Here is a 14267-nt window from a genome sequence, read left to right as displayed (position 1 = left end):
CGCGGTCAAGTGATCATCCAGTGCAGAGAAGTCGCCGGATTTCTGCGCCGGTGTATCAACGGAGCCGCAGAGCCAGGGCATCGGACGCCCGGGCGGCCCGCGCATCGTCCCCCGTGCCCGCCGTCCCCCCCGCCCCGGGGACATGAAGATGCCCGGCGTGGCGCGGCCCGCTGAGGAAGGCCGCGCCACGCCGGGCGCTACACCGAGGGATCAGCCCGTGTAGCTCGCCACTCCCGTCACCGGGGTGGCAGGCGGGGCGTCGAGGACGCTCACCACCGTCTCAGGCGGCTCCGAGTTGCACACCGGCGTGGCCGGCGGGTAGGAGACCGTGAAGGACTTGCTCGGGTTGACCTGGATGATCACCTGCGTGTTGTCCGAGCGGGTCCAGCCGTAGTTGCCGTTGCCCACGGACACCCAGGCGTCCTTCGAGGGCACGTACCTGTACCCGGGCCAGTTGTTCGCCACGCCGTTGGCGTCGAGGCTGGCTCCCGGCCACAGGATCCGGCCGGAGCCGATGTCCACGGTGGTCGACCAGTTCTTCGCCGGGTTCTTCGGGTGGACGAACGTGATGGTCGCGGTGCCGTCGTCGGTCGACACGTTGTCCGGGTCGTCCAGCTTGATGTCGTACTGGAGGAACGGCGCGTCGGCGGTGCAGACCTCGCCCACCAGGGTCCCGTCAATCGACGCCGGGCTCACCTCCACCTCGCCGCAGCCCTCGGTCAGCTGGTCCTCAACGGTGTACTCCACCACCAGCGTCGTGTCGCCGCCCTCGAACGCGTGACCGTCGTCGGCGACGAAGGTCGCCTCGTGGGTGCCGGGCGTCTGGTCGAGCGAACCGGAGAGGCTCGCGTTCTCAGCAGTCGCCACCGCGACCGATCCGGGTGCGTCGCACGTCGCGGGCGTCACCGTGACCGATGCCGAGGCATCCTCACACGGCACGGCCTCGACGTAGACCTTGCGCTCGAGCTGCTTGTAGGTCACCACGGGAACCCAGGTGCCCACGCCGTCCACCTTGTTGAGCAGGTAGGACGTGGTGGTCTCGGTCGCGGACTCGAAGTAGAAGTCCACGCCGCACTGGGGCTCACCGCTCCAGTCGCTGACCTCGACCTTGGGCGGCATGAGGCAGTCGTCGATGGACGGCTCGTTGTTCTGGCCGTCGCCCTGGACCTCGTCCCAGCCGATCACCATGGACAGCTCGTGAGCGTCCGCGAACCACTTCGGGTTGTCCTCGAGGGACTTCGAGTCATCCCAACCGGGGATCGCGTTGGTGGACACGGAGATCGGGTTGTTGCCGGTCTGCGCCACCTCGAAGGAGCCGCCAGGCGTCTTCACGTACTTGCAGACGAACACCTTCTTGGGCGCCGGCGGGCAGTACTGCGCGGCTTCCTCAGAAGTCATGGCCCGCATGCGGGTCTCGGAGGTCGTCTCGACGTGAGACGTCCACGTGCCGGTCACGGTGTCCCACGTGTACGTGGTGGTCGTGACGTTGCGGGTCTCCGTGACCTTGTCGGGGGTGCACTTGTAGTCGGACACCGACCACTCGGTCTTCTCGACCTTCATGTCCGGCTTGGCGGTCCAGCAGTCGCCGTTGCCGTCACGGGTGTAGCCCTGGGGCACGGTCGCCTGGTCGCCGTCGATGTTGAGGCACTTGTCGACCACGGGGGGCGGCGTGCACTTGCAGCACGTGCCGTTGCCGTCGGACTTGTAGCCGTCGGGCACCTCGGTCTGGATGCCGTCAAGGTTGAGGCAGACGTCGACGGGCGGTTGCTCGCACTGCGCGGCCTTCTCCTGCTCCGTCATCGCACGCGAGTCGGTCGCGGTCTCGGTCGACTTCGAGGACTTCCACTCCCACGCGTTCTCGTCCCACGTGTACGTGGTGGTGGTGGTCTCGCGGGTGAGCGTCACGGTCTCCGACTCGCACATGTAGTCGGACACCTCCCACTGGGTGCTCTCGACCTTGGTGTCGGGCTTCGTGGGCTTCTCGCGCTCACCGCACGTGACGGTGCCCTGCCAGTGGTAGTTGGTGCCGGCCACCTGGGTCCACACGACCGCGTAGTAGCTCCAGCCCGGCCAGCTCGGGTGCGACGCGAACGTGAAGGTCTGCGTCCCGGTCCAGGTGCCGCCGTTCTTGTGGAAGTTCAGCGTCTTCTCCTCGCCGGTGGCGAGGTTCTTGATGCGCACGTTGACGTCGTTGGCCTGGCCGGCGGGAAGCGCGGCCGGGTAGGTCACCGTGAGCGCGTCGCAGGTGGGCGCCGGGTACTGCCAGTTCCAGTCGAAGGAGCGGCCCTCGGGGCAGGTCTTGCCGCCCGTGTAGCGCTCGCCCTGCTCGGTGTTCTCGTCCGTGACCTGGTCGAGCACGTAGGACTGACCCTGCCCGTCGTTGAAGTACGTGCCGGTCGTGGCGTTGCCGTCGACGGCGATCGGGTTCTTGCCCGGCTTGAGCACCTCGTCGACGTACGGCGTGCCCGAGTACTTGCATACCCAGACCTTGTGGACGCCGTCGTTGCCCGGCTGCGGGTCGCCCTGCGTCGCCATGGCGGGCGATGCCACCATCATGGTGAGCGCGGCGATGACCGCACCCACCCAAGTCTTCCTCAGCTTCATGATCCCCTCCTGCTGGGAAGGGTGATCCGGCGTCAACAATGACGCCCAGCTCCCCAGCTGGGACCATGGTCCGGCCCCCGGAAACCACCGTCAAAGCTGTGAAGAATTCCACATACACGCATGTGACGCCGTTATACGGGCGTGAAGGATGTGACAAAAGGGAATGCGTTATCGGCTCAAGTCTTGCGCCTGAGAGGCCGATGCGCCCGCACCGCCGCGCCGAATGTCGCGCCTCGTACGGGGCCGGGTTCGGCGGGGGATGGGTGTTCTCTCAACGTGGGTTGAGATATATTGGCGGTGTGACCGACCGTCTCGCCGTCCTCGCGGCGCTCGCCGACCCGCATCGCCTCGCGCTGGTCGACGCGCTCGCGGACGGCGACCTCTCGCCCGGGCAGCTCGCGGCGCGCGCCGAGCTCAGCTCGAGCCTGCTCGCGCACCACCTGCGCGTGCTCGAGGACGCTGGAGTGGTGACGCGGCGGCGTTCCGACGCGGATGGCCGCCGCTCCTACCTCACGCTCGCGTGGAGCCCGCTGGTCGCGGCGGCCCTCGACGGCGACCGGGCCGGCGACGCCCCGCGCCCGGCGCGCGTCCTGTTCACCTGCACCGCGAACTCCGCCCGCTCCCAGCTGGCCGCCGCGATGCTGGGCGCCCGGCGCATCGTCCCCGTGGCGTCGGCCGGGACCGCGCCCGCCGCGCGGATCCACCCGCTCGCCCTCGACGAGCTCGGCCGCCGCGGTCTCGAGCCCGTCGCCCTCGCGCCCGCCGCCCTCGACGCGACCCGCGAGCCCGGTGACCTGGTGATCGCCGTGTGCGACCTCGCGTACGAGGACTGCGGCGGCGATCTCCACTGGTCCATCCCCGACCCCGTCGCCGAGGGCACCAGCCGCGCGTTCGCGGCCGCCTTCGACGCCCTCGAGCCGCGCGTCACGCGGCTCGCCGCAACCCTCGCATCGTCCCTCTGAAAGGAATCTCATGACCGACAAGCCCGCCGTCCTGTTCCTCTGCGTGAAGAACGGAGGCAAGTCCCAGATGGCGCTCGGCCTGTTCGCGCACTACGCCGGGGAGCGCGCGACCTCGTGGTCGGGCGGCTCGGAGCCGGGTGAGGCGCTGAGCGCCGGCGCGGTCGCCGCGATGGCCGCCGTCGGGATCGACATCACCCACGAGCACCCCAAGCGCTGGACCGACGCGCAGCTCCAGGAGGCGGACGTGATCGTCACGATGGGCTGCGGCGACGCCTGCCCGTACATCCCCGGCAAGCGCTACGAGGACTGGTCCATCGAGCCCGGCCCCTCCGAGGCGCAGCGCGACGAGATCGACGGCCGCGTCCGCGCGCTCATGGAGTCGCTCGGGCTGGAGCCCGGGCCGTCGGTGGTCTCCACCTAGCCCGTGTAGCCCGCCTCGCCGGGCACGGGTGAGGCGCCGCCCGCGGTCTCGTCGAGCACGCCCACGTCGCCGCCGTCGGTGCCGTCGGTCGCGGACTCGCTCGGCTCGGGCGTGGTGGTGGGCTCCGCCGTGTCCGTGGGCTCGGCGGTGACGGTCGGCTCCGGGGTGACCGAGGGCTCGGGTGTGATGGTCGGCGACGGCGTGATCGAGGGCTCGGGCGGCTCGGTGGTGCAGACCACGCTGCCCGAGAACAGGCCGGGGTAGCTCTCGTCGCCGTACATGCCGTCGACCGTGAACGTGTAGTTGACGTCCGGCAGGTCCTCCGCGGGGATGACCGGGTGGAAGCCCATGAGGTCGCCGTCGGTGTCGGTGAGGAAGAACACGTCGCCCTCGGACGTGGTCACCACGAACTCCCACTCCAGCTCGGGCGCCACCTGGTAGGCGATGTCGAGGTTCATCTGCGAGCCGCACGAGACGTTGACGTTGATGTCGCCGAACCCGTCCACGAAGATCGCGGGGCTGGTGAGCGCAGGGAGCGACGTGGCCACCGCCGCGCCCCCCGCGACCCCGGCCGCGACCATGGTCGCGAATGCCAACGCACGCAACGGTTGCATGATCCTCCCCCGGGTTCCGCTCCCATCGTGCGTCCTATTTGGCACATTTGCAATAGATGGGCGTGGTGCGGGCGAGGTCCCTCGCATGCGCGTGGCCCCGACGGTCCGTTGATACACGAGGGCAGATGTGCCGCGGATTTTCTGCACCGGGCTATCAATGGAGCATCGCGGCCAATGGAGCATCGCGGCGCCGTGTCCCCATCGCACGTGAGTGCTCGTCGCCTCGGCGCGGCACGGTGGTGCTCGCACACGCGTGCGTAGAGCACCGTGTCACCAGGCCGCAGCGGACCCTGATGTGTCACCAGGGCTCCGGCATGAGGCGCCTCGCCGCTCGCGCCTCCGTCCGCTGATACGGCGGTGCAGAAGAATCGCCCAGAACCTGCTCCGGCCTATCAATCGGAACGGGGAACCCGCCGCGGACCCCCGACCCCGCCCGGCCCCCACCCCGATCCCGGGCCCGACGTCCCTGGCAAGCGAGCGGACACGGGGTGGAAGAATGGCGCGCGTGACCACCACGGCGCCGCGCACCCCCTCAGGAACCACCGAGTCCTCCGAGACGGCCGCGTTCGCCGCCGCGCTCGATCGCGCCATCGACGGCGAGGTGGACGCGAGCCCGCGCCGCCGCGCCGAGTACTCCACGGACGCCTCCAACTACCGCATCCCGCCCCAGGTGGTCGCATACCCGCGCGACGCCGCGGACATGGAGGCCGCCCTCGCGACCGCGCGCGACGCCCGCGTCCCCGTGACCATGCGCGGCGGCGGCACCTCGGTCGCGGGCAACGCGATCGGCCCGGGCCTGGTGCTCGACACCAGCCGCCACATGACCCGCATCCTCGACGTCGACCTCGACGCGAAGACCGCGCGCGTCCAGCCCGGCGTCATCCTCTCCGAGCTCCAGAAGCGAGTCGCGGGCAACGGCCTGCGCTTCGGACCCGACCCGTCCACCTCCACGCGCGCGACGCTCGGCGGCATGATCGGCAACAACGCCTGCGGCCCGCACGCCGTCGCGTTCGGCCGGACCGCGGACAACGTGGTCGCGCTCGAGGCGCTCGACGGCCTGGGCCGCCGCTTCACGGCCGGCGCCCGCGGCGCGTCCGCCATCCCGGGTCTCGAGGAGCTCGTCCAGGCGAACCTCGCGCTCATCCGCACCGAGTTCGGGCGCTTCTCGCGCCAGGTCTCCGGCTATTCGCTCGAGCACCTCCTTCCGGAGCTTGGCGGCGACCTCGCGCGATTCCTCGTGGGCTCCGAGGGCACCCTCGCGACCATCCTCGAGGCCACCGTCCGCCTGGTCGACGTCCCGCCGGTCCGCCTCACGGCGGCGTTCGGGTACACGGACATGCCCGCGGCGGCCGATGCCGTGGTCCCCATGCTCGCCCACTCGCCCCAGGCGGTGGAGGGCCTGGATGCCCGGCTGGTGCGGCGCGTCGCCGACGCGACCGGCCCGGTCCCGGACCTGCCGCACGGCGAGGGCTGGCTGTTCGTCGAGGTGGGCGGCGACACCGAGGAGGAGGCGCGCGCCACCCTGGCCGCGCTCGCCGCGGACTCCGGCACGGACAGCTGGCGCCTGGTCGAGGATTCGAAGGAGGCCGCCCGCCTGTGGGCGATCCGCGCGGACGGCGCCGGTCTCGCCGGTCGCACCTCCACCAACCAGGAGGCGTGGCCCGGCTGGGAGGACGCCGCCGTCCCGCCGGCACGGCTCGGTGCGTACCTGCGCGACTTCGACGCGCTCATGGAACGCCACGGCGTCGAGGGTCAGCCGTTCGGGCACTTCGGGGACGGCTGCATCCACGTCCGGCTCGGCATCCCGCTGCAGGAGGACGGCCGCCCGCTGCGCGCCTTCATGGAGGACGCCGCGGCCCTGGTCGCCCAGCACGGCGGGAGCCTCTCCGGCGAGCACGGCGACGGCCGCGCCCGCTCCGAGCTACTCGCGACCATGTACAGCCCCGAGGCGATCGACCTCTTCAAGGGCGTCAAGCACCTCTTCGACCCCGAGAATCTCCTCAACCCCGGGGTGATCGTCGACCCGGACCCGCTGGACGCCCACCTGAGGAGGCCGGCCGCGAAGCGCACCCCCAGCATCGGCCTGGCTCTCGAGCACGACCACGGCGACCTCGCCGAGGCCGTCCACCGCTGCACGGGCGTGGGCAAGTGCCGCGCGGACTCGATCGGCTCCGGCTCGGGCTTCATGTGCCCCAGCTACCAGGCCACCGGCGACGAGAAGGACGTCACCCGCGGTCGCGCCCGTGTGCTGCAGGACGCGCTCAACGGCACGCTCATCGGCGGCCTCACCGCGCCCGAGGTCCGCGAGAGCCTCGACCTGTGCCTCAGCTGCAAGGCCTGCAGCAGCGACTGCCCCTCCGGCGTCGACATGGCCGCCTACAAGTCCGAGGTGCTCCACCGCACCTACAAGAACAAGGTGCGCCCCGTCACCCACTACTCGATCGGGTGGCTGCCGCGCTGGCTCAAGGTGGTGGGCCTCGCGCCGCGCCTCATCAGCGCCGTGCTCAGGCCGCGCCCCATCCAGAAGCTCGCCGTCTCCATCGCGGGCATGGACACGCGCCGGAACCTGCCCGAGTTCAAGGTCCCGTTCCGCCGCAGCGAGACGGCCCGCACGCGCCGCGCGAACCCCGCCAAAGCCACCAGGCTCGACAACCTCGTCGTCCTCTGGGCGGACTCCTTCACCGACGGCCTCGACCCCGAGATCCCCGAAGCGGTCGTGAAGGTCCTCGAGGACGCCGGCCTCGACGTCGTGGTGGTCGCCGGCGACGCCTGCTGTGGCGTCACCTGGATCAGCACGGGCCAGCTCGACGGCGCGCGCCGCCACCTCGAGCACCTGCTCACCGTGCTGGGCCCCTGGGCGGTCAACGGCGTCCCCATCGTGGGCGTCGAGCCGTCCTGCATGGGAGTCCTCCGCGGGGACCTGACCGAACTCCTGCCGGACGACCCGCGTGCCCTGGCCGTGGCATCGTCCACCTACACGCTCGCCGAGGTCCTCACCGGCCGCGCGCCCGCCAAGCCCCGCGACGGCTGGCGCGTCCCGGACCTCAGCGACGTCACCGCGGTGGTCCAGCCGCACTGCCACCAGTACTCGGTGATGGGGTACGCGGCGGACCGCGAGCTGCTCGCGCGCGCCGGCGCGACCGTCACGGAGACCGCGGGCTGCTGCGGGCTCGCGGGCAACTGGGGCACGGAGAAGGGCCACTACGAGACGTCGGTCGCGGTGGCGGAGAACTCGCTGCTGCCCGCCCTGCGTTCCGCGCCGTCCGGGAGCATCTATCTCGCCGACGGCGTGTCCTGCCGCACCCAGGCCGACGACCTCGCCGGCGTCCAGGGCCGCCACCTCGCGCAGCTGCTGGTCGAGCGTTCCTCGTGAATCCGGTGCGCTTCGCGGTGGTCGGCACGGGCTGGCGCACGCGGTTCATGCTGCGCCTGGCCGCGATGGCGCCGGAGGCGCTCGAGTCGGTCGCGATCGTGGGGCGGACGCCGTCCCGGGCGCACGATGCCCTGGTCGAGTCGCGCCGCGACGCCGCCCCGTTCTCGGCGCACCTGCACGACCGCCTGCCGGTCGCGGGCCTCGAGCAGGCGCTCGCGCTGCGCCCCGACTTCGTGGTGGTCGCGGTGCCGTGGGAGGCGTCGCCCGGCGTGATCAGGGACGTGGTGTCCGCAGGGGTCCCGGTGCTCGCCGAGACCCCGCCCGCGCCCGACCTGCCGGGGCTCCGCGCGCTGTGGTCCGACGTGGGGGACTCGGGCCTGGTCCAGGTCGCCGAGCAGTACACCCGCATGCCCGGCCACGCCGCCCGCCTCGCGCTCCTCGCGAGGGGCGTCATCGGGGCGCCGCACCAGGTGCAGCTGTCCTCGACGCACCTCTATCACGCGGTCTCGTTGATCCGGACGATGCTCGGGTCGGGTTCCCCCGTGAGCGGCGCCGGGGCGCGGGTCACCGCCCGCACCTTCACCGCGCCCATGGTGGATCCGCTGACCCCCGCGGGGTGGGTCGCTCCGTCCGGGACGGTGCCCGAGCCGCAGCCCCGCACCACCACGGTCGCGACGCTCGACCTCGGGCACGCCGGGATGGGGCTGTACGACTTCGTCGACAACCAGTGGTGGAACCCGTCCCTGCACCGGCGGATCGTGATCCGGGGCTCGCACGGCGAGATCGCCGACGACTCCGTGCTGCGCTTCACCGCCGACGGCCCTGTGGAGAGCCGGATCGAGCACCGCCGCACCGGGGTGGACCTGAGCCTCGAGGGCAACGCGCTGTTCCACAGCAGCTTCGACGGCTCCGTGATCTACCGGAACGCGTGGCACGGCTCGCGGATGTCGGAGGACGACCTCGCGGTCGCGCAGATCCTCCTCGACATGGGGCTCTGGGCGCGCGGCGAGGGCCCCGCGCCGTACCCGCTCGCCGAGGGCCTGTGGGACCACGCGCTGTCGCTCGCGATCCTCGAGTCCGCGGAGACCGGCCGCGACGTGGTGGTCGGGGACGAGGCCTGGGGGTAAACCGCCCATTCCGCCCGGCGGCGCCCGCGGGTTACCTTCTCCCCATGGGGAGGCTGGGGAAGGTGCTGCTCGCGCTGGTCGCGGCGGTGGCGGCGTTCGTGCTGGTAGGCCTGCCGCTCTATGTCTACCCCGCCCACGACGAGCCCCGCGCGGTCGACGCCGTCTACGTCCTCGGCTCGCCGATGAACATGCGCATGGACCTCGCCGAGCAGATGGTCGCGGACGGCCTCACCGACACCGTGGTGGTCTCCATCAGCGAGGACCCCGCGGAGCGCGCGTGGGTGCCGCAGGCCGTCGAGGCGTGCGAGAGCCCGCAGGACTACACGATCATCTGCGGCACCCCCGACCCCTTCACCACGCGCGGCGAGGCCCGCTGGCTGCGCGATCTCCAGGAGGAGCACGGCTGGGAGTCCGTGGGCGTCATCACCGTGGCCCCGCACATCTCCCGCACGCGCGTGATCATGGGCCGCTGCTGGGACGGCGACATCGCGTACTTCGAGTCCGGCGAGCCGCTCTGGTTCGAGCTCTGGGTCCAGCAGTACCTCTACCAGACCGCCGCCTTCGCGAAGGTGGCGGTGGAGCGGGGCTGCTAGGGGCATCGTCCCCCTGAGAGACGCCCGTCACCTCGCCGCAACCTGGCCGCGCTAGGGTGCCGCACGTGAAACGGCTCCTCATCCTGGCGGCGGCGCTCGCAGGCCTCGTGGTTCTGATCGGGCTGCCGCTGTACGTGTTCCCCGCGCATGACGAACCGCGCGCCGTCGACGCCGTCTACGTCATCGGGCCGCCCACGGACACCCGGATGGAGCTCGCCGAGCAGATGATCGCCGACGGACTCACCGACACCATGGTCGTTTCGCTGGGCGAGGACGACGAGGAGCGAGGGAAGTGGCACGAGGCCGCCGCCGCGTGCGACTCGGCTCAGCGGTATGAGGTCTTCTGCTCCGAGCCCGACCCGTTCACCACGCGCGGCGAGGCGCGCTGGCTCCGCTCGCTGGTGGACCAGGAGGGCTGGGAGTCGGTGGCCGTCATCACCACCACGCCGCACCTCACGCGCACTCGGGTCATCATGGAACGATGCTGGGACGGCGACATCGCGTACCTGAGCTCCGGCGAGCACCTGGACCCCTGGTACTGGGCGTATCACTACGCGTATCAGAGCGCGGCGTTCGTGAAGGTGTGGCTCGAGGACGGCTGTTGACGATGCGTGGGCTGGCTCGCGTGTTGCCCTCGCTTGCGATCGGGGCGGCCGTGCTGGCGGGCTGCTCCGCGGGTCCCACGCCGCCCGACGAGCTCGCGCGGTCCCTCTTCGACATCGCGAACGACGCCCGGGTGGAGGCGAAGCTCGAGCCGCTGAAGTGGAACGAGTGCCTGGCCCAGAAGGCCGCGGAGCGCGCGGAGCCGTTCGCGGGTGATGCCGACCTCGAGCACGACGTCCTGGTCTCCACCTGCCACGAGGGCGCCAAGGCGGGGGAGAACCTCTCGCGCACGGACGTGAGCGCCGAGGCGGTGGTGGAGCTGTGGATGGGATCCGCGGGCCACCGGGCGAACATCCTGGATCCGGAGTTCACCATCGGCGCCGTGGCGTGCGTCGAGGCGGACCCGCTGCCGGACGGCTCGGATTCGGGCATGCGGGCGTGCTCGGAGCTCTTCGAAGGTGCGGTGGTGGCGGCCGAGTAGTGGGTCCGCCGTCCGGGCGCTCGACCTCCCGCTGATACACCGGCGCAGAGAAGCGGCCCCGGATCTGCACGATCGGATCAACTTGGCAGGGGTGGCTCGTGCGGCTCGTGCGGCTCGTGCGTCGCAGCCCGCGGCCCGCGTCCCCGGACGCAGCGCCCACCCGCGTTCTCCACAGATCCGCGACCGCGCCTTCACCGAGGTCCCACCGCGCCTCACCATTCCTGCATGGGGCGATCGGCGAAGGTGCAGCGCAAGATCGACGTGCTGCTCGCCCGCATCGGCGGGGAGCCCTCGCGATTTCGAGAGCGCGCGGTGCGGCGCGGGGATCTCATCAAGGAGATCGGGCGCTACGGGCTCGAGCTCGCGACGCGTGAGGGCCTCCTGGTGGCGTTGCTCCCTGGTGTGTACGTGCACGCGAACCTGAACGACGATCACGCCATGCGCTGCGAGGCGGTCTGGGTGTGGACCAAGCGCAAGGTGCTGATCACGGGGGAGTCCGCGCTCCACCTGTTCGACGCCCGCTATCCGGCGCCTGAGGACGTGTGCTGCATCGGGCCGCTCGAATGGAGCGCGCACGTGCCCGCGTGGGTGCACCTCAGGAGGACCACGCTGCCGACCGTCCCGCGGTGGGGCAAGGTGGCGAAGTGCGCCCCGGCGGCGATCGCGCTCCTCGATGCGTGGGCCTGTGCGCCACCCGAGCGCCGCAAGTCGATCCTCTACGAGGCGCTTTGGCTCAACATCGTGCGCCCGCGCGCACTGATCCGCGCGGCCAAGGAACGCAGGCGACTGCCCGATCGCGCCGAGTTCGACGCCATCATGGGCGAGTTCCTTGCCGGCGCGCATTCGCCCACCGAGGTCATGGCCAAGCGCGAGGTGTTCACCGGCGAGGAGTTCGCCGAACTCGAGTGGCAGGTCCCGATGGTGGTGCAGGGCCGGCGGCGGAGGCCGGACGGGATCCACCGTGCCGCGAGGATCGACCTCGAATGCGACGGCGATGCCGACCACACCAGCCCCGAGGCCGTCGCGCGCGATCGCGAGCGGAACACCGAGTTCGCCTCGATCGGCTGGCTCCCGGTGAGGTTCTCCTTCAAGGAGCTGCGGGACCGGCCGGAGTGGTGTCGGCGGATGCTCGCGGAGACGATCGCGGCGCGGCTTCCTGCGGCGTGAGCTCGGCCCTCGAGGCACCGAGCTGCCGTTGATACGCCAGCGCAGAAAACAGGCCTCGGATCTGCTCGATCGGATCAGGTTGCCGAGGCCGGCGCGCTCGGCGCGGCGCCCCATGCGAGCCGCACGGCGCTCATCAGCTCCGGTGATACACCCGCGCACAAAACGCGCCGAAGATCTGCGCGATCCGATCAACTCGATGGAGGCGGCCCGCCCCGATCCCACCCCAGCCGCACGGCCCGCACCACCCCACGGACCCCCGGCGCAAGAATCCCGCGAATCCCCATCCGGACGAACAGAAAACAGCGGACAAACCGGACACGCGGTGCTACTGTCGAAACCGAGCCAGCCGGGGGGCCGTGCTCGCTGAGGGCATGAGGGGGAAGTGACGTGAACATCCGTCGCACCATCGCAATCGCAGTTCTGGCAGGCGGGATCACCCTGACCCCGGCCGCCGCTTTCGCATACATCGCACCGAGTCCGGACAGCGGGACCATCCCGCCGCGCCCGACACCGTCGGAGACCACGAGCACCCCGACGAAGACCACGCCGCCCAAGACGGGCACCGTCGTGGTCGAGAACACGCGCACGCCCGAGAAGACGGGCACCGTCACCACCGAGGCCGAGCTCCTCTCGGCCACCGGTTTCGCCGGCACCACCATGGCTCTCGGGGCGGGCGTGCTGCTCCTCGCGGGCGCCACCACCGTGATCGTCGCGGCTCGGCGCAACGAGCCCGAGGACGCGCAGTAGCCACCACAACGCACAAGGGCTGACCGGGGGGACAACCTATGGTGCTAGCGGCAACCGCGCCGGTGGGGCAGCGCTCCAGGCAGTGGCAGCGCAGCGTCCAACGCCGCATCGCGCTCACGGATGCGTTCGTGGTCGCGATGACCATGGTGATCGCGCACGGTCTCCGCTTCGGGTGGGAGCCGTTCATCCCGCTCATGGGTCCCGCGGCGCCGGCGTACATCTGGGCGACCATCGGCATCTCGGTGCTGTGGATCCTCGAGCTCGGCTGGACCCGGTCGCGTGACATCCGCATCATCGGCTCCGGCCCCGACGAGTATCAGCGCGTCCTCGCCGCCGGCCTGCGCACGTTCGCGATCGTCGCGGTCGTGGGGTTCTTCGGCGGCTGGGCGCTCAGCCGCGGCTACCTGCTGTTCGCGCTGCCCGTCGGCACGCTCGTCCTGTTCGGCTACCGCCGGGCGTGGCGCGCGTGGTTGCACACGCAACGCAAGTCGGGCCGCCTGCGCCAGCCGGTGATCATCGCGGGCCCGCGCCGCACCGTCGCGCAGATGGTCCGGCGCCTCAACGGCGACTACGACCACGCGTACAGCATCGTCGGCGTCTGCCTCTCGGGTGCCCGCGGCACGGCCACGGGCTCCAACCCGACGGTCGGCCCGCTCGCGGAGGACCTCCCCGACGTCCCCGTCCTGGGTTCGGTGGACGATGCCGCGGTCGCCGCCCAGCGCGCCGGCGCCGAGTACATCGTGCTGGCGGGCAACGACGACGTGTCGCTCGCGGAGGCCCGCCGGCTCGAGTGGGCGGTGGAGGACACGGGCATCGGCCTCATCGTGGTGCCCACCGTGGTGGACGTCGCGGCTCCCCGCGTGCTGGTGAGCCAGGTCGCCGGCCTGCCGCTCATGCACGTCGAGCCTCCGCACTTCTCGGGACCCAGCCGCGCGCTCAAGTACGCCGCCGACAAGGTGGGTGCGGCCGGCATCGTCCTCCTGCTCGCCCTCCCCATGCTCGCCATCGCCATCGCGGTGAAGGTGACCAGCAAGGGCCCCGTCCTCTACAAGCAGCAGCGCGTGGGGCTCGACCACGAGCCGTTCCAGATGCTCAAGTTCCGCTCCATGTACATGGACGCGGACGCGCGCCGCGCCGAGGCGCTCGCGCAGGATGACGGCAACGGGGTCCTGGGAAAGCGGCGCGACGATCCCCGCATCACGCCGGTCGGCAAGATCATCCGCCGCTACTCGCTCGACGAGCTCCCGCAGCTGTTCAACGTCCTCAAGGGCGACATGTCGCTGGTGGGCCCGCGCCCGCCGCTGCCCTCCGAGACCGAGCTGTGGGACGCGGACGTGTTCCGCCGCCAGCTGGTCCGTCCCGGCATCACCGGCCTGTGGCAGGTGAGCGGCCGCTCCGACCTCTCCTGGGAGGAGAGCGTGCGGCTGGATCTGCACTACACGCACAACTGGACGCTCGGCCTGGACGCCGTGATCCTGCTCAGGACCGTCTGGGCCGTGGTCGCGGGCAAGGGCGCCTACTAGCAGGCACATCACACAGGAGCCTCGCCGGCTGAGGGGTGGGCGAGGGCTGAGG

General features: G+C 71.3%; 12 protein-coding genes. 10 read left to right on the top strand and 2 right to left on the bottom strand.

The features are described from left to right. Positions 1 to 210 precede the first annotated feature (210 nt). Positions 211 to 2604 (bottom strand): hypothetical protein, encoded by a 2394-nt coding sequence (locus AOM01_RS10200; protein WP_062292825.1) that lies wholly within the window; start codon positions 2602 to 2604, stop codon positions 211 to 213. Positions 2605 to 2903: 299 nt separating this feature from the next. Here AOM01_RS10200 and AOM01_RS10195 point away from each other — a divergent pair, with 299 nt between their 5' ends. Further along, positions 2904 to 3566 carry a metalloregulator ArsR/SmtB family transcription factor gene (locus tag AOM01_RS10195; RefSeq protein WP_228374277.1) on the top strand — a complete coding sequence of 221 codons (663 nt, stop codon included), beginning with the start codon at positions 2904 to 2906 and terminating at the stop codon, positions 3564 to 3566. A 10-nt stretch (positions 3567 to 3576) separates the two neighbouring features. Further along, the gene (locus tag AOM01_RS10190) at positions 3577 to 3987 is read left to right on the top strand and encodes an arsenate reductase/protein-tyrosine-phosphatase family protein (protein ID WP_062292820.1); all 411 of its coding nucleotides are present in this window, start codon (positions 3577 to 3579) and stop codon (positions 3985 to 3987) included. Here AOM01_RS10190 and AOM01_RS10185 read toward each other — a convergent pair. Next, positions 3984 to 4583, bottom strand: coding sequence for a hypothetical protein (locus tag AOM01_RS10185; RefSeq protein ID WP_156155939.1), 600 nt, complete (start codon positions 4581 to 4583; stop codon positions 3984 to 3986). The genes AOM01_RS10190 and AOM01_RS10185 overlap by 4 nt on opposite strands. Positions 4584 to 5097: 514 nt before the next feature. Here AOM01_RS10185 and AOM01_RS10180 point away from each other — a divergent pair. From AOM01_RS10180 to AOM01_RS10145, 8 genes are all read left to right on the top strand, one after another. After that, entirely contained in the window at positions 5098 to 7974 is a 2877-nt protein-coding gene (locus AOM01_RS10180; RefSeq protein WP_082110167.1) for an FAD-binding and (Fe-S)-binding domain-containing protein, read from the top strand. Continuing rightward, positions 7971 to 9101 carry a Gfo/Idh/MocA family protein gene (locus tag AOM01_RS14425; RefSeq protein ID WP_156155938.1) on the top strand — a complete coding sequence of 377 codons (1131 nt, stop codon included), beginning with the start codon at positions 7971 to 7973 and terminating at the stop codon, positions 9099 to 9101. Before AOM01_RS10180 ends, AOM01_RS14425 begins: the two co-directional genes overlap by 4 nt. A gap of 44 nt (positions 9102 to 9145) precedes the next feature. Beyond that, positions 9146 to 9694: a YdcF family protein gene (locus AOM01_RS10170; RefSeq protein ID WP_156155937.1), complete on the top strand. Its 549-nt coding sequence runs from the start codon at positions 9146 to 9148 to the stop codon at positions 9692 to 9694. A gap of 65 nt (positions 9695 to 9759) precedes the next feature. After that, positions 9760 to 10299, top strand: a complete 540-nt coding sequence (locus AOM01_RS10165; protein WP_062292811.1) for a YdcF family protein — start codon at positions 9760 to 9762, stop codon at positions 10297 to 10299. 20 nt (positions 10300 to 10319) lie between these two features. Beyond that, positions 10320 to 10778 carry a CAP domain-containing protein gene (locus tag AOM01_RS10160; protein WP_169746547.1) on the top strand — a complete coding sequence of 153 codons (459 nt, stop codon included), beginning with the start codon at positions 10320 to 10322 and terminating at the stop codon, positions 10776 to 10778. A 225-nt stretch (positions 10779 to 11003) separates the two neighbouring features. After that, positions 11004 to 11945: a putative endonuclease domain-containing protein gene (locus AOM01_RS10155; protein ID WP_062292806.1), complete on the top strand. Its 942-nt coding sequence runs from the start codon at positions 11004 to 11006 to the stop codon at positions 11943 to 11945. 387 nt (positions 11946 to 12332) lie between these two features. Next, positions 12333 to 12692, top strand: coding sequence for a hypothetical protein (locus AOM01_RS10150; protein WP_062292804.1), 360 nt, complete (start codon positions 12333 to 12335; stop codon positions 12690 to 12692). A gap of 38 nt (positions 12693 to 12730) precedes the next feature. Continuing rightward, a complete protein-coding gene (locus AOM01_RS10145; RefSeq protein WP_062292801.1) occupies positions 12731 to 14215 on the top strand; it encodes a sugar transferase in 1485 nt (494 codons plus the stop codon). Positions 14216 to 14267: the final 52 nt, after the last annotated feature.

It is taken from the genome of Demequina phytophila, assembly GCF_000971135.1.
GTDB classification, from domain to species: Bacteria; Actinomycetota; Actinomycetes; order Actinomycetales; family Demequinaceae; genus Demequina; species Demequina phytophila.
This window is presented reverse-complemented; position numbering and strand designations above follow the sequence as displayed.